General features: G+C 63.2%; 29 protein-coding genes. 13 read left to right on the plus strand and 16 right to left on the minus strand.

The window, feature by feature from the left end:
• Positions 1-205: 205 nt before the first annotated feature.
• The 5 genes from OX459_RS09820 (at position 206) to OX459_RS09840 (ending at position 7,015) form a co-directional block, all read left to right on the plus strand.
• The gene (locus tag OX459_RS09820) at positions 206-2,569 is read left to right on the plus strand and encodes a TonB-dependent hemoglobin/transferrin/lactoferrin family receptor (protein WP_289904854.1); all 2,364 of its coding nucleotides are present in this window, start codon (positions 206-208) and stop codon (positions 2,567-2,569) included.
• Between the two features lie 61 nt (positions 2,570-2,630).
• Positions 2,631-3,785: a ChuX/HutX family heme-like substrate-binding protein gene (locus tag OX459_RS09825; protein ID WP_289904855.1), complete on the plus strand. Its 1,155-nt coding sequence runs from the start codon at positions 2,631-2,633 to the stop codon at positions 3,783-3,785.
• Between the two features lie 164 nt (positions 3,786-3,949).
• Entirely contained in the window at positions 3,950-4,867 is a 918-nt protein-coding gene (locus tag OX459_RS09830) for an alpha/beta hydrolase (RefSeq protein ID WP_251348585.1), read from the plus strand.
• Between the two features lie 37 nt (positions 4,868-4,904).
• Positions 4,905-5,822 (plus strand): muramoyltetrapeptide carboxypeptidase, encoded by a 918-nt coding sequence (gene ldcA, locus OX459_RS09835; RefSeq protein WP_289904856.1) that lies wholly within the window; start codon positions 4,905-4,907, stop codon positions 5,820-5,822.
• 35 nt (positions 5,823-5,857) lie between these two features.
• Positions 5,858-7,015 carry a DUF418 domain-containing protein gene (locus OX459_RS09840; protein WP_289904857.1) on the plus strand — a complete coding sequence of 386 codons (1,158 nt, stop codon included), beginning with the start codon at positions 5,858-5,860 and terminating at the stop codon, positions 7,013-7,015.
• On the opposite strand, the gene OX459_RS09845 is transcribed toward OX459_RS09840, so the two are convergent.
• On the minus strand, positions 7,012-7,725 hold the full coding sequence (locus tag OX459_RS09845) for an SOS response-associated peptidase family protein (RefSeq protein ID WP_289904858.1): 714 nt from the start codon (positions 7,723-7,725) through the stop codon (positions 7,012-7,014). The genes OX459_RS09840 and OX459_RS09845 overlap by 4 nt on opposite strands.
• Before the next feature lie 144 nt (positions 7,726-7,869).
• Here OX459_RS09845 and OX459_RS09850 point away from each other — a divergent pair, with 144 nt between their 5' ends.
• Positions 7,870-8,091, plus strand: coding sequence for a hypothetical protein (locus OX459_RS09850; RefSeq protein ID WP_099667857.1), 222 nt, complete (start codon positions 7,870-7,872; stop codon positions 8,089-8,091).
• A 13-nt stretch (positions 8,092-8,104) separates the two neighbouring features.
• On the opposite strand, the gene OX459_RS09855 is transcribed toward OX459_RS09850, so the two are convergent.
• The 6 genes from OX459_RS09855 to OX459_RS09880 form a co-directional block, all read right to left on the minus strand.
• Positions 8,105-8,350, minus strand: a complete 246-nt coding sequence (locus OX459_RS09855; RefSeq protein WP_289904859.1) for a hypothetical protein — start codon at positions 8,348-8,350, stop codon at positions 8,105-8,107.
• A gap of 71 nt (positions 8,351-8,421) precedes the next feature.
• A complete protein-coding gene (locus OX459_RS09860; protein ID WP_289904860.1) occupies positions 8,422-8,739 on the minus strand; it encodes a hypothetical protein in 318 nt (105 codons plus the stop codon).
• Between the two features lie 237 nt (positions 8,740-8,976).
• Positions 8,977-9,183: a hypothetical protein gene (locus OX459_RS09865; protein WP_289904861.1), complete on the minus strand. Its 207-nt coding sequence runs from the start codon at positions 9,181-9,183 to the stop codon at positions 8,977-8,979.
• Positions 9,184-9,284: 101 nt separating this feature from the next.
• On the minus strand, positions 9,285-9,854 hold the full coding sequence (gene mntP / locus OX459_RS09870; protein WP_070218395.1) for a manganese efflux pump MntP: 570 nt from the start codon (positions 9,852-9,854) through the stop codon (positions 9,285-9,287).
• A 47-nt stretch (positions 9,855-9,901) separates the two neighbouring features.
• The gene (locus OX459_RS09875) at positions 9,902-10,756 is read right to left on the minus strand and encodes an undecaprenyl-diphosphate phosphatase (RefSeq protein WP_289904862.1); all 855 of its coding nucleotides are present in this window, start codon (positions 10,754-10,756) and stop codon (positions 9,902-9,904) included.
• Between the two features lie 76 nt (positions 10,757-10,832).
• Positions 10,833-11,453, minus strand: coding sequence for a LysE family transporter (locus tag OX459_RS09880; protein ID WP_289904863.1), 621 nt, complete (start codon positions 11,451-11,453; stop codon positions 10,833-10,835).
• 172 nt (positions 11,454-11,625) lie between these two features.
• Between OX459_RS09880 and OX459_RS09885 the strand changes: the two genes are divergently transcribed.
• The gene (locus tag OX459_RS09885; RefSeq protein WP_289904864.1) at positions 11,626-12,513 is read left to right on the plus strand and encodes a LysR substrate-binding domain-containing protein; all 888 of its coding nucleotides are present in this window, start codon (positions 11,626-11,628) and stop codon (positions 12,511-12,513) included.
• Positions 12,514-12,522: 9 nt separating this feature from the next.
• Here the strand turns inward: OX459_RS09885 and OX459_RS09890 are convergent, their stop codons facing one another.
• Positions 12,523-13,386, minus strand: coding sequence for an alpha/beta hydrolase-fold protein (locus OX459_RS09890; RefSeq protein ID WP_289904865.1), 864 nt, complete (start codon positions 13,384-13,386; stop codon positions 12,523-12,525).
• Between the two features lie 97 nt (positions 13,387-13,483).
• Positions 13,484-14,125 carry a hypothetical protein gene (locus OX459_RS09895; RefSeq protein WP_289904866.1) on the minus strand — a complete coding sequence of 214 codons (642 nt, stop codon included), beginning with the start codon at positions 14,123-14,125 and terminating at the stop codon, positions 13,484-13,486.
• Between the two features lie 162 nt (positions 14,126-14,287).
• On the opposite strand from OX459_RS09895, the gene OX459_RS09900 reads away from it, so the two are divergent.
• Positions 14,288-14,716, plus strand: coding sequence for an SMI1/KNR4 family protein (locus OX459_RS09900; RefSeq protein ID WP_289904867.1), 429 nt, complete (start codon positions 14,288-14,290; stop codon positions 14,714-14,716).
• Here the strand turns inward: OX459_RS09900 and OX459_RS09905 are convergent.
• From OX459_RS09905 to OX459_RS09915, 3 genes are all read right to left on the minus strand, one after another.
• The gene (locus OX459_RS09905; RefSeq protein ID WP_099667867.1) at positions 14,713-15,045 is read right to left on the minus strand and encodes a hypothetical protein; all 333 of its coding nucleotides are present in this window, start codon (positions 15,043-15,045) and stop codon (positions 14,713-14,715) included. The genes OX459_RS09900 and OX459_RS09905 overlap by 4 nt on opposite strands.
• Positions 15,046-15,071: 26 nt before the next feature.
• Positions 15,072-15,758, minus strand: a complete 687-nt coding sequence (locus OX459_RS09910; protein ID WP_289904868.1) for a hypothetical protein — start codon at positions 15,756-15,758, stop codon at positions 15,072-15,074.
• 112 nt (positions 15,759-15,870) lie between these two features.
• A complete protein-coding gene (locus tag OX459_RS09915; RefSeq protein WP_289904869.1) occupies positions 15,871-17,541 on the minus strand; it encodes a DUF6138 family protein in 1,671 nt (556 codons plus the stop codon).
• A 397-nt stretch (positions 17,542-17,938) separates the two neighbouring features.
• Between OX459_RS09915 and OX459_RS09920 the strand changes: the two genes are divergently transcribed.
• Complete coding sequence (locus OX459_RS09920) at positions 17,939-18,631, plus strand: DUF3334 family protein (protein ID WP_034784631.1); 693 nt, start codon at positions 17,939-17,941, stop codon at positions 18,629-18,631.
• Between the two features lie 58 nt (positions 18,632-18,689).
• Here the strand turns inward: OX459_RS09920 and OX459_RS09925 are convergent, their stop codons facing one another.
• The 4 genes from OX459_RS09925 to OX459_RS09940 form a co-directional block, all read right to left on the minus strand.
• The gene (locus tag OX459_RS09925) at positions 18,690-19,136 is read right to left on the minus strand and encodes a GNAT family N-acetyltransferase (RefSeq protein ID WP_289904870.1); all 447 of its coding nucleotides are present in this window, start codon (positions 19,134-19,136) and stop codon (positions 18,690-18,692) included.
• A gap of 63 nt (positions 19,137-19,199) precedes the next feature.
• Complete coding sequence (locus tag OX459_RS09930; protein WP_289904871.1) at positions 19,200-19,862, minus strand: hypothetical protein; 663 nt, start codon at positions 19,860-19,862, stop codon at positions 19,200-19,202.
• Positions 19,863-19,931: 69 nt separating this feature from the next.
• Entirely contained in the window at positions 19,932-20,474 is a 543-nt protein-coding gene (locus OX459_RS09935; RefSeq protein ID WP_289904872.1) for a DUF2939 domain-containing protein, read from the minus strand.
• Between the two features lie 198 nt (positions 20,475-20,672).
• Complete coding sequence (locus OX459_RS09940; protein WP_289904873.1) at positions 20,673-20,933, minus strand: hypothetical protein; 261 nt, start codon at positions 20,931-20,933, stop codon at positions 20,673-20,675.
• A 283-nt stretch (positions 20,934-21,216) separates the two neighbouring features.
• Here OX459_RS09940 and OX459_RS09945 point away from each other — a divergent pair, with 283 nt between their 5' ends.
• The 4 genes from OX459_RS09945 (at position 21,217) to OX459_RS09960 (ending at position 25,806) form a co-directional block, all read left to right on the plus strand.
• Positions 21,217-22,815, plus strand: a complete 1,599-nt coding sequence (locus OX459_RS09945) for an ABC-F family ATPase (protein WP_034756044.1) — start codon at positions 21,217-21,219, stop codon at positions 22,813-22,815.
• A gap of 236 nt (positions 22,816-23,051) precedes the next feature.
• Entirely contained in the window at positions 23,052-24,185 is a 1,134-nt protein-coding gene (nadA, locus tag OX459_RS09950) for a quinolinate synthase NadA (protein ID WP_289904874.1), read from the plus strand.
• On the plus strand, positions 24,182-25,048 hold the full coding sequence (gene nadC, locus OX459_RS09955; RefSeq protein WP_289904875.1) for a carboxylating nicotinate-nucleotide diphosphorylase: 867 nt from the start codon (positions 24,182-24,184) through the stop codon (positions 25,046-25,048). The genes nadA and nadC overlap by 4 nt, the downstream gene beginning before the upstream one ends.
• A complete protein-coding gene (locus OX459_RS09960) occupies positions 25,048-25,806 on the plus strand; it encodes a transporter substrate-binding domain-containing protein (RefSeq protein ID WP_289904876.1) in 759 nt (252 codons plus the stop codon). The genes nadC and OX459_RS09960 overlap by 1 nt, the downstream gene beginning before the upstream one ends.
• The last annotated feature ends 64 nt before the right edge of the window (positions 25,807-25,870 follow it).

Consider the following 25,870-nt stretch of genomic DNA (forward strand, 5'->3'; position numbering starts at 1 on the left):
GCGTGACAGCCATGCCGGCCACCCCGGCTGGCATTTTTCATAACTGTTGCGAAATAACATCTGTCTAGACCACTTTGCCATTCTCAAATGAGAATGATTCGTGTTACAGTATTGTTTTCGCCAGCAAACTTTCCTTATACATCGTTAACACTTTCGTTATCGATCCGGGTTCAAGAGCCAGCCTTTACTCTTCCACCGGATCATCATGACTACTGTGCCTACGCAGCGCCTCGCTGCACCCGTCGTATCCCCAGCTCACCTGCCTGTCCGCCGCCATAACCTGGTGCTGCGCGCCGCTTTGCTGGGCCTGTTCGCCGCGCCGCTGCTGCCCGTGGCCGCGCAAAACGCCGCCATCAATGCAGGCACGGCCGCGCAGGAACCGGCCAAGCTGCCTGTCTTCCCGGAAATCGTCGTGAACGCCAAACAGGATTACGAGCGCCGCGCGGGCACCAAGACAGTGATCCGCAGCGACGACCTGGAGCGCCGCAACGTGACGGACATGGCCGGCGTCGTGCGCTATCAGCCGCTGATCAGCACGTCAATGGCGGCCTCGGGCGGCGGCGGCATGTGGGATGGCGCGGGCAATACCGGTTACAACATCCGCGGCCTGGAAGGCAACCGGGTCAGCCTGGAACTCGACGGCATTTCCCTGCCCGACGCGGCACCCAAGCCGGACAGCACTAACATGAACGCCTTCGGCATGGGCCGCGATTATTTTGATCCAGAAACTTTCCGCGAAGTGCGCATCGATTCGGGCACGACGGCCGTCAGCGGCGCCAATCCCGGCCTGGGCGGCGGCGTGGCCTTCATCACCAAGTCGCCCGAAGATTACCTGGGTGAAGGGGTGGACCATTACGTGGCGTATAAATACGGCCGCGCCACGGTGGACCGCAGCAATGCGCACACCCTGACTGGCGCCGCCAAGATCGGCGCCAGTCTGCAAGGCCTGGCCGTGTACGTGCACCGCGATGGCGAGCAGCTGGACAGCCGCGGCAGCGCCACCGTCAACCCGGATGACTGGCATTCGAACGCCCTGCTGTCGAAGCTGGTGTGGGCCTTGCCGGGCGAACAAAAGCTGGACTTGACGGTCGACATGTTCGAACGCAAGAACAAGCGCGACCTCAACAATAAAGTCAGCGCCATGTACCCGGACGGCGTGCAGCAGGATTCCACCACCAAGCGCACCCGCGTCAGCCTGGGCCACGAGGTGGTGCTGAAGGATTTCGCCCTGTTCGACCGCCTGACCTCGAAAGTCTACCTGCAGAACGCGAAGATCGAGGACAAGAGCAAGGGGCGCTATGTCTACCGCGGCAACTCCCTGCGCGCCATCGACACCAGCTTCAAGAATGACAGCATCGGCCTGACCTCGGAAGCGTTCAAGCAGCTTAACGCCGACAACGCGCTGCTGTACGGCGTGCAGCTGGAACAGGCCAAATCGCGCCGGCCCTGGATGGAAGACCGCACCCTCATCGCCACGGGCGAGCACCAGATCACGCGCAAGAACCGCATGGCCGACATGGATGCCACCAAGCTGGCCCTGTACGTGCGCGACGACCTCAGTTTCGACCTGGGCGGCAAGAAAGCCGTGCTGACGCCGGGCCTGCGTGCCGACTACCGCAAACTGGAGCCGAAAAACCTGCAGAACTACCTGATCGGCGTGCCGAATGCGGCCAAGGAAGTGCGCAAGGAAAGCGATTCCTACTTCACGCCGAGCCTGAGCCTGTCCGTGGAAGTGCTGCCGGAAATGCAAGCCTACGCCACGTTCACGCGCGGCACGCGCCTGCCGACGGCGATCGAACGCACGGGTACCTATGATTCCATCAGCTATACGGGCACGGGGAATGGCTATGCCGTGCTGGGCAATCCGAATCTGGGCAAGGAAACCAGCAAGGCATATGAACTGGGGCTCAAAGGCGACGTGACCAGGGGCTTGAGCATGCAGGCGTCCGTCTACCAGACGGAGTACAAGAACATGATCGAGTACGTGGCGCAAGAGCTGGATCCGGTGAATTACCCGACCCTCACCCTGGGCCTGTTCCGTCCGGAAAACATCGGCAATGCGCGCACCTGGGGCGCCGAGCTGAGCCTGCGCGCGGAGCTGGGCGCCTGGTTGCCGGCCATGCAGGGCTACCGCGTCGACCTGGCCACGGGCGTGGCCAAGGGCCGCTCCTTCAATACCCTGACGGGCGAGAGCGGCGGCCTGGCCTCGGTGGCGCCGGCCAAGACGGCGCTGACCTTCGGCTATGACCATACGAACAAGTTGTTCGGCCTGGAACTGACGGCGCTGCATGCCGGCGAGAAACAGGCGCCGAACGATTTGCTGATGGGCGGGACCGCGCCGCTCTTCAAGGTGCCGTCGTACACCATCTTCGACCTGTCGACCTACTGGAACGTGCACAAGAACGCCAAGATCATCGTCGGCGTGTACAACTTGACGGATCGCAAGTACTGGGATTACGCCGCCGCGCGCAGCCTGGCCTCCGGCACCACGGCTGCCAGCCGCCTGGAGATCGAGCGCTACGCCAAGCCGGGCCGCAACGTCGCCGCCAGCCTCAGCGTCAACTATTGATTTTTACCGGGGAGGGGTGCTTGCCCCTCTTTTTTTCCATGTTTGATTGAATGGTCTCTCTATGAAGTTATCCAAACTCGTTCTATCCCTGCTAGGCAGCCTGCTGATCGCAAACGCATACGCGGCCCCAGCCACTTTGGCGGAACGCTGGTCCACCTTGCGCACGGAGCAGCCGAAGCTGCAGATCCGCGACGCGGCGCGCGCGCTGGGTGTATCCGAAGCGCAATTGCTGGCAACCAACATCGGCAAGGGTGTCACGCGCCTGCAGGCCGACGGCAACCAGCCGCGCGAAATCATGCGCGCCGCGCTGGACCTGGGCACCGTGCAAGCGATCACGCGCAATGAAAACGGCGTCATCGAAACGACGGGCGTCGCCAGCAAATTCAAGCAGGCGGGCGATAAGTCCGAGCAGGCCGACGCCAAGGACCCGGAAACGGAGGCGCGCCAGCGCAATATCGCCGGCGGTTACCTGGGCGGCAAGATCGACCTGCGTTTCCACTTTGAAAACTGGAAATACGCATTTGCGGTAGAGCAAGCGGGCCGCGATGGCAAGCCGACGCGCAGCCTGCAATTTTTCGACGCCAACGGCACGGCCGTGCACAAGATCTACCTGCGCAACGAGCCGGGCGTGGCCGTCTACGATAAATTGGTGGCGACCTTCCGCATGCCCCAGCAAAGCGCGGAGCTGAACGTGCTGGCCGTGGCGCCGAAAGCGGCGGAAAAGCCGGATGCCGAGATCGACGTCAAGGAATTCCAGCTGGCCTGGAAAGACATGACGGACGTGCACCAGTTTGCGCAAATCATGCGCGAATTCCACCTGTCGCGCGAACAGGCCCTGCGCCTGGCGCCGGCCGGCGTGGTCGAGCGCGTGACGCCAGCGGCGCTGCGCACCCTGCTGGAAAACGCGGCCAAGGACAAGGTCGCCATCATGGTGTTCCTGGGCAATGAAGGCTTGACGCAGATCTACAGCGGCAAGATCGAGAAAACCATGGCCGCCGGCGGCTTCTTCAACGTGCTGGACCCGGATTTCAACCTACACATCCGCGACACGGCCCTGCGCAGCGGCTGGATCGTCAAGCGCGGCGGCGTCACTTCCGTCGAGTTCTTCGACAACGACGGCACGCAAGTGGTCTCCTTCTTCGGCGTGCGCGAGCGCGGCAAACCGCAGCCGCAAAGCTGGGTGGATCTGGCCGATTCCTTGCCGAAGGCCAAGTAAGCAGTAGCGATGATTCTGCACGGTTGCCGCGCGCCGTACCGGCGCGGCAACACTTCAGCTTGTGTACCGCGTGCCGGTCTCATGTCTGAAGCACAATAGTGGTATGCTGATTGCAAGGCCGCAGCGATCGTGCCTGCGTGCTGGTTCCTGGAAGAGAGGCAATCATGGCAACCATCATGGCGAACGGCCTCAACATAGCTTATGAGAGCCACGGCAACCCCGATGACCCGTGCGTGCTGCTGGTCATGGGCCTGGGCATGCAACTGATTGCCTGGCCGGCGGACTTCGTCGAAGGCATCGTCGAGCAAGGCTACCGGGTGGTGCGTTTCGACAACCGCGACAGCGGCCTGTCGAGCAAGATGGCGCTGGCGGGCAAGCCGTATCTGCCGCTGGCCTACGTGAAAAACCTGCTGGGCTGGCCCCTCAAGACTTCCTACACCCTCGATGACATGGCGGACGACGCGCTGGGCTTGCTGGCATCCCTGCGGATTGCCCAGGCGCACGTGATCGGCGTGTCGATGGGCGGCATGATCGCGCAAGTGATGGCGGCGCGCGCGCCGCTGCAGGTGCTCAGCCTGACCTCCATCATGTCGAGCAGCGGCCGGCGCGGCTTGCCCGGCCCCACGCGGGCCGCGCGCAATGCGCTGCTGCAACGCCCGAAACGCAACGCCAGTCGCGCCGAACTGATGGCGCACATGGCCGCCACCGTGCGCGTGATCGGCAGTCCCGCTTATCCCGTGTCGGAAAAATTGCTGTACCAGCGCATCGAAGCGGCGCTGCAGCGGGGCAGTTGCCCCGAAGGCGTGGCGCGGCAAATGGTGGCGATCGCCGCCTCGGGCGAGCGCACGGCCTTGCTGCCGAGCATCAGTTGCCCGGCCTTGGTGATCCATGGCGCGGCCGATCCCTTGATCCCCGTCGCCTGCGGCATCGATACGGCGGCGCTGATCCCCGGCGCCCGGCTGGAAGTGATCGAAGGCATGGGGCACGACATGCCGCCCCAGCTGATCGAGCGCCTGCTCGCCTTGATCGATGTGCATCTGCAAGGTAAGATGGCGCCCCAGATGCGCTCCCAGCCAGCTTGAGCCAGGCGCGCCCACCACTTGACTAGCCAGGCATATTTTGAAGACACCTGAGATTGGCATCGCCATCGTCGCGCCGGGCGGTTGTGCGCCCGACGAGGCGGCTTTGGCGCGCGGCATCGCCCGCTTGCAGGCGCAAGGCGCCACCGTCCACAATTACTACGACCCCGACCACACATTCCAGCGCTTCGGCGGCACGGATGCGGGCCGCCTGGCGCAGCTGAACGCGGCCGCCGCCGACCCGGCCGTGCAAGTGGTGATCGCCTTGCGCGGCAGCTACGGCATCAGCCGCATCCTGCCCGACATCGATTTCGACCGCATGGCGGACAGCGGCAAGCTGTTTGTCGGCTACAGCGACTTCACGGCCTTCCACATGGGCTTGCTGGCAAAAACGGGCCGCGCCAGCTTTGCCGGCCCCATGATCTGCGACGATTTCATCCGCGACGAGCCCGAGCAATTTACGCTGGATCAACTGTGGTCGTGCCTGGCCGGTCCCACGCACACGGTCACGGGCGCGGCGGCGGGCAATCCGCAGGTAGAGCTGACGGGTAAATTGTGGGGCGGCAACCTGGCCATGCTGGTTCACTTGCTGGGCACGCCGTATTTCCCCCAGATCGATGGCGGCATCCTGTTCCTGGAAGACGTCAACGAACACCCGTACCGGGTCGAGCGCATGCTGCTGCAACTGCTGCACGCGGGCGTGATCCAGCGCCAGCAAGCGGTCGTGCTCGGTGACTTTTCCGGCTATAAACTGAGCCCCATGGACAAGGGCTACGATGTCGACGCCATGCTGGCCTACGTGCGCGAGCGCCTGCCCGTGCCCGTGCTGACGGGACTGGAATTCGGCCACATCCGCCGCCGCGTCACCTTGCCGTTCGGCGGCCAGGCGCGGCTGCAATCGGATGCGTCCGGTTTCAGCCTGCAGGTGGGCGATTACCCGACCCTGGCGCGCCCCTGAACGTCCTGAACTCCGCGGGCGCCAAGCCCGGCAGGTTGCTGCAGCTCGATGTGCTGCGCGGCATCGCCGTGTTTGGCATCCTGCTGGTGAATATCTGGTCGTTCGCCTGGGGCAGCCTGTCCTTGCGCTACGGCACCTTGCCGGCGCAGCCGCCCGTGCTCGACCAGCTCGTCATTTTCGGCGTGGCGGCGCTGGCGCAATTCAAGTTTTACCCCATCTTCGCCTTTCTGTTCGGCGCCGGTTTTGCCCTGCAGACACGTTCCCTGCGACACCAGCTGGGGAGCTGGGAGGCGGCGCAAGCGGCTTACCGGCGCCGTTTGCGCTGGCTGCTCGTGTTCGGCCTGCTGCACGGCTTCTGCATCTGGAGCGGTGACGTGCTGACCTCGTATGCCGTCGCCGGCATGCTGGTCCTGCCCCTGCTGTCCGCCAGGCTCAGCCGCGTGCGCAACCGCGCCTGGCTGGTGGCGGCCGGATTTCTATTATTCATGTGCCTGTTGATTCCTGTGGGCCAGCAGGGCGGCGCGCCGGACATCGCGCGCGACCTGCAAGCCTTTGCGGAGCGCTACGCGGTCTACACGCAGGGCGGCGCATGGGCCGTCGCCAGGCTGCGCGCCAACGATTTCCTCGTGTCCTTGCTGTACTCGGCCGTCATGCTGCCGCATATCATCGTGCTGTTCTTGCTGGGCATCTTGTCCGTGCGTTTCGGCTGGCTGACGCAGCCGCAGCGCCACCAGCGCCTGTGGCGCCGGGTGCGTGCCGTGGGACTGGGCGCGGGCTTGCCGTTCAACCTGCTGGCGGCGGGGGCCGTCGCGTGGCAGGTGGCCGATCCGTATCAAACCGTGTTCGACACGGCCCTGTTCGAAGTGGGCCTGTTCGCCGGCGGCCCCGTGCTGGCGGCCGGCTATGTGGCCGCGCTGATGCTGGCCGGCCCCTTCATGCTGCGCTGGCTCGGTGCATGGCTGGCGCCCGTGGGACGCATGGCGCTGAGCAATTACCTGCTGCAATCGCTGATCGGCACCTGGCTGCTGCAGGGGCCGGGCCTGGGATGGGGCGCAACACTGCGTCCCGCCGAGATGCTGGGCCTGGCGGTCGTGATGATGGCGGGGCAGGTGCTGCTGAGCCGCTACTGGCTGCGCCATTTCAGGCAAGGTCCCATGGAAGCGCTGTGGCGCCGCCTGGCGCGCCTGCCTTAATCCGTACCCCAGTCGAACGCACTTTGCGCCGCGGCCGGTGGCGGCTTGGCCCTGGCGGACGGCACCAGCGGATTGTCGACGGCATGCCATTCGAACAAGTCCACGTCGAGCATGCAGGTGCGCGCCAGGTGCAGCGCTTGCTCGGGTGTCAGGGCGGGGTCAATCCAGCGGTGCGCGTCTTCCCGGCTGACGGCCACGGGGCGGCGGTCGTGGATGTCGACCATGCCGCCCATGCTGTCGGCCGTCACCAGCACGAAGCCCGCTTCTTCCCGATTGACCTTGTAGGGACCGAACTGGGCCAGCGCCAGCAGGAACAGGGGCGCGCGGTCCTTGCGGTGGATGTGCCACGGCTGCTTGCCGCCTTTCTCGCCCGTCCATTCATACCAGCCGGAAACGCAGACGATGCCGCGCCCCGCGCGCAGCAAGGGTTTCCAGTAGGCGCCGGCGAGCTTTTCCAGACGGGCATTGATGGCGATGGGGATTTTCTTCTTGCCGGGAGCGGGCGTGGCCGCGGCGGCCCAGGCGGGGCGGTAGCCCCAGAAGACATCGTCGACCCGGTGCACGCCATCCTGGATGTGCAGGATGGGCCGGTAGGTGCCGGGCGAGACGTTCAGGTGCGCTTCCGCCTCGCTGTCGAACACCGCGTCGGTCCAGCCGAAGGATGACGCCAGCACGCGCGCCGTGTCATTTTGATCGAATCGTCCACACATGGGGAAATCATACCCGATCGCCTGCCGGCGCGAGCGCGGCGCGCGCCCTTTTCGTGAGTGTGGTCAAACGTACAGACGTGGGCGGCCGCAAGGCGCACAGTGGAAGCCAGTCAGGTCCCTGACGCTTCTTGCATCGGAGGAATTATGCCTTTTGAAAATCCCACCATCCACAAGGGTTTTACCATCAGCGCCACGGCCAGCCAGCGCCGCGATGGCCGCTGGGTCGGCTCGTATGTCAGTCAGAACCAGGCGTGCGGCGCGTATGCCGATACCTGCGATTACGACGATTGCAGCAATGAAAAAGAGGCGCAGCAACTGGCGCTGTCCGTCGGCTGGCGCCTGGCCGATGGCGTGCCGGCACGCTGAGACCGCTTGCGGGTCAGTGTTTTCGCCGCAGGGACAGCAGCAAGCCGGCCACGGGGAACAGCAGGGCGGTACCCAGCCGGACGGAGGTCAAAGAAGCGGCCTCCACGCCCACCACATGGGGCAAGGCCAGCAGCAACAGGGGCGTGGGCACGGCGATGGCGAAGAAAAACAGGTACCACGAATAGTCATTCTTCTTGGCCAGCAAGGCAATCAGGGCGCAGCCGACGAGGAAGACCAGCGGCAGATTCACATATTCCATGGTTTTGCGTTTTCATCCGGGAAAGCGCGTCATTATACGCGCGCCCGGGGCGCTGGTTTGGCTTGCCGGCGTCAGTTGCCGACGAAATCCGGCGGCTGCGGCGCCTGCGTACCAGCCTGCGTGTCCGCGAGCGGCGCCTCGGCCGGCAGCAGCGCCTTGATGGCGCCGTTATAGATGAGTTCCTGGGCGTACGCCGAGGCCTCGATCAAGGCCGCATGCACGGATTTGAAACTGCTCGGCGTTTCAATCAGCACGGGCTTGGCATACGCCTGCAAGGTATCGCCGCGCTTGCTGATCAAGATCATGCCCCGGTAGCGCCCATCCTTCTCCAGCGCCCCCGTCACATGAAATTCATAACCCCTGATCTGGTGTTTTTGTTCCTGATCCATGTCTCCCGCCTCCAGACCTGATTGTCGTGGCCCAGACCTGCTTACGCGTATCGAACAGCAGAGTGTTTGATCTGAATCAAGACCGCCATTTCAAGCCACGATTCAACGAACGTCGCGACGGCAGCGGCAAGCTTAGCGAGCGGAGTGGATGTGTGGCTGAGAAGCGCAACCGCACTGACGTGCGGTGAGCATCGCCAGCCGCAAAGCCGCCCGCGCAGTAGCTTGCGGCCGCCGTCATCACCCAGCGCGGATGGCACGGATCTGCTGGGCCGTTTCTTCGATCTCCCGATATGCTTCCTGGATATAGCCATCGATCGGATGCCCGTCCATCCACTCGAAATAGGCGCGCTCGTCGTGCTTGATGGCAAAAGGGACGTGGTGGTCGCGTATCGATTCGGCCGTTTCGCGCACCAGCGAGGCAAAAAGCAGCTCAAGAGTTTCCATGATGGTCACCTTGCGGGACAGGAATGCAGAGCCTTGAATGTAGCACAAAGTGGCGCGTCGCCTGCGCCACCGGCCATGGCGTGCGCAGGCCTTGCCCGGCCTCAGGCCGGATGGCCGATATGCTCGTACAGGATCACGCAGCCGATGACGATCAGCACCAGGCCGCCCACCAGCTCGGCGCGCCGGCCCGCCACCGTGCCCAGCACGCGGCCCAGCATCACGCCCAGGGTGACCATGACGAAGGTGGAAAAGCCGATGGCGGCCGCCGTCACGACGATGTTGGCGCCCAGCAAAGCCAGGCCCGCGCCCACCACCATGGCGTCGATGCTGGTGGCCAGGCCCGTCACGGCCAGCACCCAGAACGAGTGCGACTGGGCCGGCGCTTCTTCCTCGTCGGCATCGGAAAGGGCATTGCGTATCATCAGCAAGCCGATGATGCCCAGAAGGCTGAAGGCGATCCAGTGGTCCCACGCTTCCACGTAGGGCGCGGCCACGCTGCCCAGGGCCCAGCCGATGATGGGCGTGATGGCTTCGATGACGCCAAAGATCAGCCCCGTGCGCAGCGCTTCGCGCCATTGCGGCTTGTGCAGGGCGGCGCCCTTGCCCACGGCGGCCGCGAAGGCATCGGTGGACATGGCAAGCGAGAGGGCGGCGGTGGCGGCGAAATTCATCGTTGGCTTTCAGTAGAGCTGGCTGGGATGTGAGAAGCCCGGCGATTTTACCCTACGTACAGCACCACCAAGGAGGCCAGCAGGCAATATGCGCCAAAGAAATGCCAGCGCCCCTGTTCCAGCCAGCGCGACAGCCAGCGCAGGGCCAGCAAGCCGGCCAGGAACGATAGCAGCATGCCCAGCAGGCTGGGGCCGAGCAGGTGCAGCACGCTGTTGCCGTGTTCCAGATGATCGAGGCTACCATTTGCCACGGCCTGGTAGAAGCGCCAGCCTTCCTTGACCAGCACGGCCGGCGTCAGCACGACGGCCAGGGCGAAGCTGAATTCCTCGGCGCGGCGCTGCGGCACGCCCATGGCGATGCCGGCGGAAATGGTGGCGCCCGAGCGGGAAAAGCCCCGGAATGGCAGGCACAGTCCCTGCACGGCGCCGATCACCATCGCCTTGCCGATGGACAAGGTGCCATGCTGGCGCGCCTGCAGGCGCGACGACACAATGATCAGCACGCCTGCGGCGGCCAGGGCGGCAGCCATCAGTTTCGCGTTGCCGAACAGGTGCTCGATTTCAAAGCCGGGCGCATCCTTGCTCATGACGTGCGTAATGCCTTTCAGCAAACCAAAGCCGACGATGCCCGTCAGGGCCGTGGCGGCCACGAGCAGCAAGGCATTGCTGCGGAAGGCGGTGGCCGAGCTGAAATACGTGGCGCGCCAGGATTTCCAGAAATACACGATGACGGCGAACATGGTGCCCGTGTGCAGCATCACCAGCAGCATGGTCAGCTCCGGCGACGTCGGGTCCAGGCCCATCAGCTTTTCCGCCATGATGACGTGGGCGGAGCTGGACACGGGCAGCAGCTCGGCGAAGCCCTGGACGATGGAAAGAATAAATAGTTGTAAAAAACTCATTGGTATCTGTACTCGGCGGGGGGAGAAGGGTCGCCGATTTTACCCGCCGGATGCGGCGGGCACGTCCCGCGCCAGATTACAGTTTGTCCATGTTGGCGCAGGCGAGCGCAAGGCCCAGCGCCATCAGGACCGAGCCGATCAGCCGGTCGATGGTCCGCTGGTGGCTGACCATGCGCATGCGGAAGCGCGCTTGCGAGAAAAAGACGGCCACCAGGGCGAACCAGGCCAGGTGGATGGCGGACATGCACAGCCCGTAGCCGAACTGGACTGCCAATGGCGTGCCGGGCTGCACCACCTGGGTGTAGGTGCTGATGACAAACAGGGTCGTTTTCGGGTTCAGGGCATTGGTCAGTAAGCCGTTGAGCAAGATTTGACGCCGTGGCACGCTGGCGCCGCCGTGCAGGTCGATGACGAGTCCGGCGCGGTTGGTCCAGGTTTTCCAGCCGATCACGGCCAGGTAGAGGGCGCCGGCCAGCTTGATCGCCGTAAATAGTCCAGGCGAACCGGCGATGAGCAGCGCTACGCCAAACATCGTATAGAACACGTGCACTTGCACGCCCAGCGCGATGCCGAGCGCGGCCAGCAGGCCGGCACGGCGGCCATGCAGGTAGCTGTTGCGCGTGACCATCGCGAAATCGGGGCCGGGGACGATGGAGGCGAGCAGGGTAATCAGGGCAACGGCAAGCAATGCAATCATGTGTCTTCCTTGGACAGTGGTGGCGCCCGCACGGCCATCGGTGACTATTTCTCGCCTGTTGGGCAAGGGTGCGGCGCGCATGCGGGCTGCCGGAAGACAAATTATCGCTAGAATGGCCTTCCATGAAAAACGATGATATCTTGCGGATATGTGTGAGAAAAAGTGACAGATCATGACTAGGCAGGCGGCGCTGGGCACCTTGCGGTTCTTCGAGGCTGCGGCCAGGCTGGGCAGTTTCGTCCAGGCGGCCGCGGAGCTGCACGTCACGCACGGGGCGGTCAGCCGGCAAATCCGCCTGCTGGAAACGTCGCTGGGCACGCCCCTGTTCGAACGCCGCAACCGCGGCGTGTTCCTCCTGCCGGCGGGCGCGCAGCTGCGCGATGCCGTCCAGCAAGCATTCGAGCGGCTCGACGCCGCCCTCGAAGCCGTGCGCCAGCCGGTGCGCCAGGGGCCGCTGGTGGTGTCGTGCGAGCCGACGATCGCGATGAAATGGCTGATACCGCGCCTCGGCGACTTTTACCAGCGCCATCCCGAGGTGCCGCTGCACCTGTTCGCCTCAGGCGGGCCGGTGGCGTTCCAGCGCGACGCGGTGGACGTGGCGCTGCGCCGCAACGATTTTCTGTGGGATGCGGGCTTGCATGCGGAAAAGGTGTGCGATGAATGGATCGCGCCCGTGTGCGCGCCGGGCCTGCTGCGGGAAGGCCGGCTGGACCTGTCCGCGCAGCGCCTGCTGCACACGGCGTCGCGCCCGGCCGCCTGGACCCACTGGCGCGACGCCGGCAAGGATGCCGACGGCGGCGGCCAGGGCAGCAGCCAGATATACGAGCACTTCTATCTGAGCCTGCAAGCGGCTTGCGCCGGCCTCGGCGTGGCCATCGGCTCAGTCTTCATGGCGCGCGAAGACCTCGACAGCGGGCGCCTGGTCGCGCCCTACGGTTTCCGGCGCGACGGCAGCGCCTATTTCCTGCTGTCGCCGCTGCCATTCGATGGCGATGCGCGCCGCACCACCTTGCTGCACTGGCTGCGCGAGCAGATGGGGCAGGCGTTGCCGGCGCCGTAGCCGTCTTGCTTATTGCGGCGGCGTGGCCGGCTTGAAGACGCTGCGAAACGCTTTCAGGGCGGCCGGGTGATAGATCGTGCCGTGGGTTTCTTCCGGCATCTTTTCCACGTGCCATTGCAAGCCGCGCGGCGCCTGTTTTTCCAGCACGTCGGCCAGGCGCTGCACTTCCACGGCGATGCCTGCTTCGCTGCTGGACGCCAGGTACAGGCTGTGCTTGCCCGGCGTGCCTTTCGCCAGCAGGGCTGCCGCCTGGCGCGGCAGGGCGCCCTGATTCCACCACAGGCTGGGGTCGAACGCCACGTAATGGTCGAACAGCTGCGGTTCCAGCAGATAGGTTTCCACCACGAACAGGCCCCCCAGCGATTCGCCGACGATGGCCGTCTCGCCCGTCGTGCGGTAGCGGCGCTTGATTTCCGGCATCAGCTCATCGCGGATGAAGGTCCGGTAGGCGGCCGCGCCGCCCACGACGGGGGCGATCTTGCGGTCTTCCGCATTCCCGGTCGGGCCCGTCAGGTCGCGCCGGCGCTGCGTGTTTTGCATACCGACCAGCATGAAGGGGCGCATCGTGCCATTCGCCACGGACACTTGCAGCAAGCCGGCCACGTGCAAAAAGTCTTCGGCCACGCCGCCGTCGGGCATGTACAGCACGGGCAGCGGGGCGTCGGGCGGCGTATCCCAGGCGCGCGCCATGTACACATTGATGTGGCGTTTTTCTTTCAGCGCCTGCGAATCGATGCTGAAACTTTCGCCGATGACGAGCGGCGTGGCTGCGCTGGAGGAAGCGGTAGCGGCGGACGCGGCAGTGGCGAGGTGGAAGGGGCTGGACAGCAGCAGGGCGGCGGTGAGGTGCAGTGCAAGGCAAGAGCGGCGCATGGTTTCCTGTGATAAGTAAGTTTGGATCGATGGCATGTACTCGTATAGACATGCCACCAAGCAATTCTATCTCATCTTTCTTGTCTTTGATGCAGCCTTACCTGATCGTTAATAGTTTTCGCTCGCGCACGATACCGGCCTTGTCGATCGTGTAGGCGACCAGCAGCGCGCCATCGTCGGCGCAGGCGTGGCAGGTGATCAGGGGCGTGGAAAACAGCACGCTCTGGCCGCCATCGCCGGTGGCCGTGCTGCCGACGAACTCGGCGGGCGCGAACGGCGCGGCGTCCGGGTGGGCGGCGGTAAACGCTTGCCAGGCAGGCGTGGCCCGGTCTTCCTCGCGCACGGAGTGCTCGTCGACATCGATGGCCGCGCCATCGCTGCCGATCAGCAAGGTGCTTTCATTCGTGTTGGCGCGAAACGGATAGGTGACGGTGGCCAGCGCCACCTTGCCCAGCGGGCGCCAGGCAGAGATGTAGCCTGGCATGTTTGCCCCGACCAGCATCCTGGCGGCGGCGATGGCTTGCGGGGGCGCACCGGTACGCTTCATGGTGCGCAGCAGGCAGACGTCGGGCGCGGAGTGCGATTGCCCGGTGCGGCAGGCCGACAGCGAGCGTTCCTGCCACACGGCGCGCGCGTCGATGGGGCCCGTCTCTTCGGCATGGACGGCCTGCATGGCGATCAAACCGGAAAAGGCCAATACGGCGCAACCGATTACATGGCGGGGAAATTGTGTGGACATGGGGAACTTTCTGTAGCGGAAACAATAGAGCCTCAGATTATAGGAGGGGGCCGACGAGCTTGCGCGCACGGCTGGATGGCCGCTTGACGCCCGGCGTCCGCTCGCCGATGATGGCGCGCTGAGGCAGCCCGCCGCGCGCCTATTCAAAGGAAACCCATCTCTATGCGTCTTGCCCCAGTCATCGCCGCCGTCGCGCCGTACTGGCGTGCCAGTCCTGGCGCCACGCCGGCATCCCTGGCTGCCATCGAACAGGCCATGGGCCTGCCGTTGCCGCCGGATTTACACGACTTCCTGTGCTGGTCCGATGGCGGCGCAGGGGATGTCGATGGGCAATCGCTGTCGCTGTGGCCCGCGCGCGAGCTGGTGGCGCTGAATGGCGCGTATCAACTGCAGCGCTACCTGGGCGGCCAGTGCCTGGGGATCGGTTCCGATGGCGGGCCGCTATGCCTGCTGCTCGATTATCGCGCGGGCGCGGCGCCGGCCCTGGCGTACGTCAACTTCGGCGACCTCGATCCGACCGAGGTACGCGTCATCGCCCCCGCGTTCGGCGAGGGCATGGCCTTGCTGGCGGCCGGCTTGCGCCTCGATTAACGCTTTTTGGCCGCCGCCTGGCGCAAGGCCTTCGCTTCCTGCTTGTTGGGGATGTGCGGGCGCGTGGCCAGCACCGCCTTGACGGCGGCGATGGCGGCGCCGAACTGCTGCTCGGCCTGCTCTGGGGTGGCGCCTGCATAATCCTGCTGGTTGGATTGCGCGGCACGCAGCCGGCGCAGCAGCGCCAGCAATTGCTTGCCGTGCAGGCTGGCCAGGTCTTGCGCCAATACCTGCTTGCTCAGCGCACCGTCCACGTGGTCGGGATCGAGCAGGCGCAGCAGGGCCAGGCCTGCCGGCTGGGCGACGGGTGTCAGTTTGGGTTTATCCACCGGCAGCCTTAGGGATGAGTGAAGGATTACAGGTATTCCCAGATTTCATCGAAGGTTTCGCGCGCGAAATCGTTGCGCCAGGCTTCCGAGTTCTTTTCGCGGCTGACGGCAAACACGGCGCGCCAGGTCTGTTTCGGCGAACTCGCGTAGGTCGCGGCGATCTTTTGCAGGCCGGTCTTGCATTGCTCGACCTTGCAACCGCTCTTCGCCAGTTGCTGGGCGGCAGGCGCCCATGCCAGCGGTACCTTGACGATCTGGCATTCGAAGCTGACGGCGGCCGTCTGGATGCCGTTTTCCACCGTCACCGGGTCCGCCTTGGTGGCCTGGCACGCGGCGCCCTTCTTGGCGGCGATGACGTTCGTCGCCAGCAATTCGGCGGCCGGCGTCACGGCCGCGCGCATGGTCGCGGGGAACAGGTCGGCGATCAGCTTGCCCGTTTCCGTTGGAAACTTGGCGTCCGCTTCCTTCATGTCGCTGTACGACGCGTATTCGGCGCTCTGGTGGCCGGCCAGGCGGGTGGGGCGCAGGTAGGCGTTGAGCTTGGCGACGCTGGCTTCATCCAGGTTGATGATGGTCTTGATGTACAGGTTGGCCGCATCGAGCGGGGCCAGTTCCGCGGCGTCGGCGGCGATGGCGGGCTGGGCCAGCGCCACGGCGGCGGCAAAGCTTGCTGCCAGCAGGACGGTGCGCGATGTTTGTTGTGTTTGATGCATGTATTTTCTCCACGATTCAATGTCAGGCGCCAAAAGATGCCTTAAGGCAACTCTGGCGCCGCGCATTATATATGGTGAAAGTCATAACGTTGCGCACGCAACGTTGTCCACCTCAGGCGCCGGTCTTGCTGGCCGCTTCGAGCAAGGCCTGCAGCAGCTCCTTGCGTCGGCCTTGCGCCTTGCGCGCCAGGGCCGCCAGTTTTTCCAGCTTGCCCCAGATGGGATACAGCATGTGCTCGACCAGATAGCCTTCCAGCCCTTGCAGTTGCTGGCAGAACAGTTCCAGTTTCTCCACCTCTTCCAGTTCCGCCTGGATTTTGACTTTGGCGTTATCCGTGCACGCGCGCAGGCAGGCCGCCAGCACGGGGATGGACTCGTGCGTGACGCCATGCCGTTCGGCGAAGGCGGCCGTGAACTGATCCTGCACGGACTGGTGTTCCTCGTCGACGTTGGCCATGTAGTGCTGCACCAGGGGGAAATGGCGTGCGTCGAGCAAGCCCAGGCCAAACGTGGCGTAACTGCCGGGCATGCAATTCTTTTCGCCTTCCGTGTCGGCATAGAACTCGTATTGCCCGATGGCGGCGCGCGCATACGCTTCCAGTTGCGGCTGCAGCGATGCATGGGCGAGGGCGTTGGCAAAGAAGCGGTGCGTGTCGGAGCGGGCCAGGCCTTTCAAGGGCAGATATTCCTTGACCTTCGATTTGAGCTTGATCTGGTAGCTTTTCGGGAAACCGTTGTTCAGCAGGTGCGTGATGAACGCCAGCGCCTGCGCATACGCGCCTTCTTCTTCCTGGGCAATCGTGATGCTGATCGTGGCAAACACGTCGTTGGCGCGGCATTCCAGCAGCGCATTTTTGACGTGGATGTCGCCGTCGGGGAAGGTGCCGCTGCCTTCCTTGAGCATGCGCACGGCCCGTTCGCTGCCCAGTTCACGCGCGATTTCCAGGAATTTCAGGCCCGTCGATTTGGCGTAGCTCGGTTCGTGGCGCAAGATCATCACGGCCCCGTACAGCAGCAGGTCGATCGGCGCCAGCGCCTGCGCATCGGGTGCCGCGCCCGCTTTCAAGGTGTATTCCGTGCCGCTGTAGCTTGAGGTCTGCACGTCATAGAACTGCGGCAAGAACTGTTTTTCCGCCCAGGCCGACACGGCCTGGATGATGTCGCTGCGATGTTCGGCCAGCGCTTGCGGCCGCGACTTGTTCAGCTGTTCGATGCGCTCGAATTGTGCGATGGTCCAGGCGATATCGGGCTGCGGAAACAGCTGGGGATCGAGCAGGTGGCGCGCCAGGAAGAAGGTTTCCAGCTTTTTCGTCGGCCGGTTGCCGCGCTCGAGTTTTTGCTCGACGTAGGTGTGGATGCGCGCGAGCAGGGCGCTGCGCTTGCCTTCGTTGACATGATCGAGCAGATTCAGGTGCAGCGTGCCCTGTGCCGTCTGGAATTTGCCGCGAAAGCTGAAGCGGTAGTCGATCAGGGGCGTGTCGGCCAGCGTTGCCAGCTTCGCTTGCACCATGGCAACTAACTGGGGCGCGATGCTGTTGCGCACGACGGCTTCATCGAGGCGCGATGGCGTCCTCTGCGTGAAATCCCCGGCATCGGCCAGATGGTAATCGTCGGCCGTGGTGCGGCCGGGTTTGTAGTCGAGCAAGAGATCGTTAAAGATACCCACTTGCAAGGTGGTCCGATTCACGGCGCTGTCCAGGTCGGTGCGCTTCAGGCGCTCGACAAACCACGCCTCCACGGCCTCCATCATTTCCGCCGTTGCCTGTTCCTGCAGTGTACTCATCCTCTCATGCCTTTCGGTAGTTGCGTCCCGCGGGGCAGTATACGTGATGCTGCCTTTTTGCCATGGTTTCAACCGTGCCAGCCTGAATCTTCCTGCATGCTTATCTTCCGCATAATGTTGCATTGCAGTGTATTGGTATTTCCGCACAGATCGTCAAGTAAATGCAGGTATGGCTGGACGGAAATGTTACATCTGGGTATTCTGCGCATGATACTTATTTCTATACAGAAAAAGGTAAGAGGGCGGTTCGGGGCGGCGGCAACGCGGCGTGCGCCGCCACGCAAGGTCAGGCATGCAAAGGTGAAGTCGTCCGCCAGCTGAGCGAAACTGTCAGGTTTCGGCTCGCGGCGGGCAGGGAACAGTGCTGTCATCTTTAAAATAGTAGGAGAGGTTGCTCATGGATGCAGAAAAGGATGTTGTGTACGGTACAGAAGATTTGTTGATGAGTTTGTGCAACTCGGTAGTTCGGGTGCTCAACGTTGCAACGCAAAGCAAGGTCAATTATTCAGGCATGGTGCAGCGCATCACCAAGACGGGCCTGAAGCCGGATATCGGCTGTTTCGTGATGTTCGATGGCGGTTTCACGGGCCTGGTGGTGCTCAATTTTGCCGCCGATACGGCGATGGAAATCTACGAGCGCTACATGTTGCACATGGGTATGCCGAAGTCGGAGCTGGCCAGCTTCTACACATCGGACGAAGTGTCGAACATCATGGGCGAGCTGATGAACCAGATCGTGGGCGACTTCACGGGCAAGGTGCGGCGCGAGTTGCAAACGAATATCACCCAGAGCCAGCCGAAGATGCTGGTGCTGAACAAGCAGGTGATGCTCAGCGTCGACACGCCGCTGGACCGCCCGGAAATGCGCCGCGTCACTTTCTACACGGAAAAGAACAATATTTTCTATCTGGAACTGGCGATCGACCGTACCGAGTTCATCAAGTTGCACGATTTCGATTCCCGCGAAGTCGACGCCGACTCGCTGATGGATGGCGAATTCGCGAACCGCGAACGGGACGCCGCCCCGGCGCCTGCCGCGGAACCGGAAGACGACGACAACGCCGACCTGCTCAAGTCCCTGGGCATGTAAGCAGCGGTCGCTACCAGGGCTGGCGGCAGGTTTGCCGCCAGCCCTTGTTGCATGCCGCCTACAGGGGCTTGCTCATGAATACCCGGCTCGTCCCCTCGGGACTGCAGGCAATTTCTCCGAAGCGGCGCCAGCCGCGCCGCTCGTAAAACTCGGGCGCCTGGAAAGTGATGGTGTACAGCACCGCCGAGGCGCAGCCGCGCCGGCGTCCTTCCTCTTCGAACTGCGCCAGTATCTGGCTGCCCAGTCCCAGTCCCCGCAAGGTGGCGGGCAAATAAAACAAATCGAGAAACAGCAGGCCCAGCGAAGTCCGGCCCATGGCGCCGCCCAGCACCCGCTGGCTGTCGCGGTCGCGCACGACGACGCTCAATACCTGTCTGTCGCTATAGCCGGTGATGGCATCGTTGTAGGCATTCAAGCCCTCGAGGATGGTTTGCTCGACCTCCGCGTCGATCGTGGCGCTGACGCAGATGGTGTACGGTAATTGGATGGGCGGGTGCGCAGGCATGCTCGAAAGGGGAATAATAGATAACTGTATGAATATACAGTATTTCACCTGTTCTTGCCTGTTTTATTGTGGCAACGTCAATGTTTCCATCCTGCGAATGCCGACCATGCCGCGTTGCTGGCTGTCATCGAGCGACCAGTACTCGAGCGCGTACGCATAACTGCCGTCGATGATGGTCAGCGACTCCTTCTGGCGGCCGTTGGGCGCCTTGTAGTACAGGCGCCGCGCGGGCCTGCCATCGACCTGCTGCTTGAACGACTGCGGCGAAATGTGGGCGCGCTTGCCCGTCTTGCCGGCCATCGACATGGCCGTGATCGTCACATAGGCCCGGTCCGGGCACCGCGCCAGCAGGTGCGCGCCGCTCAGGACGGTCGCTTGCGCTTGTTCCAGCGGGAAACCGAACGGCTGCATGCCGACGATATCGTCGCAGCCCATCTGTTGCGCCAGGCTGCTCAGCACGGCTGGATCGAGCGCGCTGGTATAGTGTTTTTCAGCGGCCTGCGCCTGTCCCAGCGCCAGGCGGCGCTCCAGCTCGGCCAGCGAAATGTCGCTGGGCACGGGTAGCAGTGCCGGGGCGTCCGGATCGGCGGCGCTGGACGTTTCCGCCTGCATGCGCGCGGCAACGGAGTGGCTGCGCTCGGCGGCGGCGATCCCATCGTGGGCATGGGCGGATGGTGCGGCGCCGGCAAAGGCCATGGCCAGTGCCAGGGTCGTGTGTTTCAGCATGAAATCTCCTGCAATCGGATACAAGTGGCCCGCATTGTGTATCAGATTGCCTGCGCATGCGCGCTTCTTCTAGCGTGCGGCCATCGCCGACGCAATCTCGATCGAACTCAGCTTCCAGCCCCACACGCCATGGCGCAGCAGGATCAGCGCGCCTTCCTGCGCATTGCCATCCTTTGCGCGCACGATGAAGGTGTTCAGGCCGGCATAGCCGGCTGAATAGTCGGCCTTCTTGCGCGCGCCATCGGCGGGCGCATCCGGATTTGGCTCTGCTTGCGGGCTGACGGCGCTCTTGTTGACCAGCGCCACCACGCCGGCGGGCGAGACCATGGTATCGACCATCTTGCCCAGCATGGCGCTGGCGATCGACTGGCCCAGCGCGGCCAGCGGGTTGCCGCTGCCGGCGGTCGCCTCGATGCTGCGCGCCATGCTCGCTTCCAGCTGCGTCTTGACGCTGGCGCGCAGGGCGGGGAAGTCCACGTGTGCGGCCAGGGCATCGGCGTTGCGCTCGGCCAGCGCGGTCTTGATCTGGTGCAAGGTGTAATAGGGCGAAGCGTAGGCGGTGACAGCGACGGCAATGACGGCCGCAGCGGCGGCAATGGTAGTTTTTTTCAAGGGATGCCTGTGAGGTGAAAGGTACTGGGTGCGTGTCGCGCTATTTTACCGTGCGCCTGGCGGCGCGGTGCCTGATGGCGTGTCTTGCAGACCCGGTCGTGTTGCACGGCGTATCGGGTCGCAAGTGATGCGCTTGTTACATCCGGCCTGGCGAAGGCGGCGCGCCTGTGCGCCAGCCTGAGGGGAGCAAGCCCGGGATTATGGCTTGCCTGGAATTGACCCCGGTGTCTGCATAGAATCGAGGAACTCCTTGGTATCAATGTTTTTTACATCCGAGCTGCTGCCGCAATTCTTGGCGATCCATGTGCCGAGCGAGGCGGTGGAGCTGGATTTGCATTTGACGGCGGCAAGTTTGGGCGCGCCGTCGGCCGCAGCGGGTTCGGGGGCCGCGCAGCCAGCCAGCGATAATGCGGAAATGCTGATCAATAATAAATAAGGGTAACCAGAAAACAATTTCATGCTTATTACCTTTCGTGATGATACACATTCGTTAAATGAGGCGAGTTGATTGTAACAAAACATAGATTATTTACTATGATTTTTTTATCGGACAATGTTGCGCCTGCAGCTAGTGGTGTTGTTTGATGGAAATGCCGGGCATCGGTGCGACGCGCCATGTCCGTTCCTGCCTGCGCTCAGCGGCTGTTTAGCCTGGTCGCTATAGAGCGATGGGGGTGGGTGCTGTATAATGGGGGAAAAGTACTTAACTAGCTGTTTTAACTGAATAAAGACCTAATATCACATGCTTTCAACCGCAAATATTACGATGCAGTTTGGCGCCAAGCCATTGTTTGAGAATATCTCCGTCAAGTTCGGCGACGGCAACCGCTATGGTTTGATCGGCGCGAACGGCTGCGGCAAGTCGACGTTCATGAAGATCCTGGGCGGCGACTTGGACCCGTCGGGCGGCAACGTCATGCTCGATACCAACGAGCGCCTGGGCAAGCTGCGCCAGGATCAGTTTGCGTTTGAAGACATGCGCGTCCTCGACGTCGTCATGATGGGCCACACGGAAATGTGGGCCGCCATCCAGCAACGCGACGCGATCTACGCGAACCCGGAAGCGACGGACGACGACTACATGCAGGCCGCCGAGCTGGAAGGCAAGGTTTCCGAATACGACGGCTACACGGCCGAATCGCGCGCGGGCGAACTGCTGCTGGGCGCCGGCGTCGCCATTGACCTGCATCAAGGCCCGATGAGCAATGTCTCGCCAGGCTGGAAGCTGCGCGTGCTGCTGGCGCAGGCGCTGTTCTCGAACCCGGACATCCTGCTGCTCGACGAGCCGACGAATAACCTGGACATCAACACGATTCGCTGGCTGGAAGACGTGCTCAACGAGCGCAATTCCACCATGATCATCATTTCCCATGACCGCCACTTCCTGAACCAGGTGTGCACCCACGTGGCCGACATGGACTACGGCACGCTGAAGATCTATCCAGGCAACTACGACGAATACATGTTCGCCTCGACCCAGGCGCGCAACCAGCAGCTGGCCAACAACGCGAAAGCGAAAGACAAGGTTGCCGAGCTGCAGGAATTCGTGCGCCGCTTTGCCGCGAACAAGTCGAAGGCCCGCCAGGCAACATCGCGCGCCAAGCAGATCGAAAAGATCAAGGTCGATGATATCAAGCCATCGTCGCGCGCCTATCCGTTCGTGCGTTTCGACGGCGAAAAGAAATTGCACCGCCTGGCCGTGGAAGTCGAGAATATCTCGAAAGGCTTCGATCGCCAGCTGTTCAAGAATTTCAGCATCATGGTCGAGGCGGGTGAACGCATCGCTATCATCGGCGCCAACGGCGCCGGCAAGACCACCATGCTGCGCTGCATCGCGGGCGACATCGCCGGCTTGCAGCCGGACCAGGGCCGCGTGAAGTGGGCGGAAAACGCCAACGTGGGCTACATGCCGCAAGATCCGACGGAAGATTTCGCCAAGGATACGAACCTGACCGACTGGATCGGCCAGTGGACGAAAGAGGGCGACGACGACCAGGCCGTGCGTTCCATCCTGGGCCGTTTGCTGTTCGGCGGCGACGACGTCAAGAAGGCCGTCAAGGTACTGTCCGGTGGCGAAAAGGGCCGCATGATGTACGGCAAGCTGATGCTGGGCCGCCACAACGTGCTGATGCTCGATGAGCCGACCAACCACATGGACATGGAATCGATCGAATCGTTGAACATCGCGCTGGAAAAATACGCGGGCACCCTGATCTTCGTGTCGCATGACCGCGAATTCGTCTCTTCGCTGGCCAACCGCATCATCGAGATCAAGGAAGATGAAGTGGTCGATTACCGCGGTAACTACGAGGATTACCTCAAGAGCCAGGGTATTGATTAAACACCTGATCAAACCTACTGCGCGTCGCGCTTTGCGGCCTGTGATGCTCACCGTGCTTCAGCACGGTTGCGCTTCTCGGCCACAAATCGCTGCCGCTCGCTACGGTTTTATCAGGCGTTTGGAAAGCTGGTGGTGTACTCTGGTATCACCACACCGACGCGCCGCGGTCCTTTCGTTCCGGCGCACCTGCTTTATTGCAATCGTGCCGGTCTATCCCGTTTTTGTTTGACACAGCCATGCAAACTTTAGCCATCAAATCCGTCGAGTACGAACATCCACAAGACGGAGCCAGCTGCACTGCCCACGCCTGGGCACGCACGCCAGCGACGCCTTCCCCGGCCGAAAAAGCCGAACTGATCACGCGCATCAAGCGCTTGCTGATCGAGCGCGAAGCCGTGCTCGTTGCCCACTACTACGTTGATGCTGACCTGCAAGACCTGGCGGAAGCCACGGGCGGCTGCGTCTCCGATTCCCTGGAAATGGCCCGCTTCGGGCGCGACCATCCGGCCAAGACCCTGGTCGTGGCCGGCGTGCGCTTTATGGGCGAAACGGCGAAAATCCTCAGTCCCGAAAAAACGGTATTGATGCCCGACCTCGACGCCACCTGTTCGCTCGACCTGGGCTGCCCGGTGGACGAATTCACGGCCTTTTGCGACGCCCATCCGGACCGCACGGTCGTCGTCTACGCCAACACCAGCGCCGCAGTCAAGGCGCGCGCGGACTGGATGGTGACGTCGTCCATCGGCCTCGACATCGTTGCCCATTTGCATGCGCAAGGCAAGAAAATCCTGTGGGCGCCCGACAAGCACCTGGGTTCGTATATCCAGAAAGAAACGGGCGCCGACATGCTGCTGTGGCAGGGCAGCTGCCTCGTGCATGACGAGTTCAAGGGCATCGAACTCGATTTGCTCAAGGAAGAGTATCCGCAAGCCAAGGTGCTCGTGCATCCGGAGTCGCCCGCGAATGTGGTGGCCCTGGCCGACATGGTCGGTTCCACGTCGCAAATGATTGCGGCAGCGCAAACCATGGATACGGACACGTTCATTGTCGCCACCGACAACGGCATCCTGCACAAGATGCGCGCGGCCGCGCCGGGCAAGCGTTTCATCGAAGCGCCCACGGCCGGCAACAGCGCCACGTGCAAGAGCTGCGCGCACTGCCCGTGGATGGCCATGAACGGTTTGCTGAACCTGGCTGAAACGCTGGAAAACATGCATAACGAAATCCACGTCGATCCTGCCGTCGGCCAGCTGGCCGTGCGCTCAATCAACCGCATGCTCGACTTCGCCGCCGCCAAGAAGGCGGGCCTCAAGCCGGGCGCGGACCTGGCAAAAGAAACTAAATTGTTCCAAGGAATCGGTCCAGCATGAGTACCCTCGTTAATTCTTTCGCTCCTTTCGATCCCGCCCTGGCGCGCGCATTCGAAGGCAATTTGCTGGCCGCCTTGCTGGAAGACGTGGGCCAGTGCGACCTGACGGGTGAACTGGTGCCGCCAGACCACATCGTCACGGCCCGTGTCATCGTGCGCGAAGCAGCCGTGCTGTGCGGCGCGCCTTGGTTCGAAGGCATCATGAAAAGCCTGGACCGCAGCATCGACATCGTTTGGCATTACGCCGAAGGCGACATGATGAAGGCCGACAGCGTCGTGTGCACGATCGAAGCGCCGGCACGCGCCTTGCTCACGGCCGAGCGCAGCGCCCTCAATTTCCTGCAATTGCTGTCGGCGGTCGCCACGGCCACGCGCCAGTATGTCGACGTGGTCGCCGGCACGAAAGCGTCCATCCTGGACACGCGCAAGACCTTGCCGGGCCTGCGCCTGGCGCAAAAGTATGCGGTGCGCGTGGGCGGCGGCAAGAACCAGCGCCTGGCCCTGTATGACGGCATCCTGATCAAGGAAAACCATATCGCTGCCGCGGGCGGCGTCAGCCAGGCCCTGGAAAACGCGCGCAATCTCGACGCGGGCGTGCCCGTGCAGATCGAGGTGGAAACCCTGGCGCAATTGCAGGAAGCGCTGGATGGGGGCGCCGTCTCCGTCTTGCTCGATAACTTCAGCAACGACATGATGCGCGATGCCGTGGCCTTGACGCATGGCCGCGCCTTGCTGGAAGCGTCCGGCGGCATCAATTTCGATACCGTGCGCGCGATTGCCGAAACGGGCGTGGACCGCATCTCGATCGGCAGCCTGACCAAGGATGTGCGGGCCACCGATTACTCCTTGCGCATCGTCGGCTGATGAGCGGAGCAGGGCGGCGCCTGCTGGCCTTGGCGCTGCTGTGGCCGGCATTTGCCGCGCCGCTGCAGGCGCGCGAGCTGCTGGCCGTGGGCGCGCAGTTCGAGCGCGTCTTCGAGTACCAGGATAGCGGCGAGTATGGCGGCCTGGGCGCGGAACTGCTGCGCCTGATGGCGGCCCGGACGGGCAATACCGTGCGTTTCCGCATGGTGCCGTGGGCGCGCGCGCAAGCCATGCTGGTGCAGGGCCAGGCCGATATCTTGATCGGGCCCTACAAGACGCCCGAGCGTATCGCCGGCATGGCGTTTGCCGACAAGCCGTTTTACCAGGACCAGATGGTCTTCTATACGCGCCAGGATGCCAGCTTCGGCTGGGATGGCGATTACGCGGTGCTGAAGAGCCGCCGGGTGGTGCTGCTCAATGGCTGGGCCTATGGCGCGGACTGGGAGCGCGTGCGCCCCGGCTTGCAGGTCAGCGTGGCGAATAACGTGGAAAACGGCTTGAAGATGCTGGTGCATAACCACGTCGACGTGTTCGTCAGCAACCGCCGCAATACCGACCCCGTGATCGCCCGCCTCGGCTATGGGCGCCAAGTGAAACCCTTGCCCAAAGTCATAGAAGTGCAGAATGGCTATTTTGCCTTTCCCCGCTCGCCCGCCTTCGACAAGCTGCGCCTGCAGTTCGACCAGGAATTGAATAGCCTGATCGAGACAGGCGAACTGAAAAAGCTGGGCAAGCGCTACGACGTCGGCATACCCTGACGGGGCGCAAGCCCTATCTGCGCTGCGCTTGACGCGGCTCAAGCGCCCGGCACGGTCCGCTTAT

Origin of the sequence: Janthinobacterium sp. SUN026, from assembly GCF_030397625.1 — a bacterium.
Lineage (GTDB): Bacteria > Pseudomonadota > Gammaproteobacteria > Burkholderiales > Burkholderiaceae_D > Janthinobacterium > Janthinobacterium kumbetense.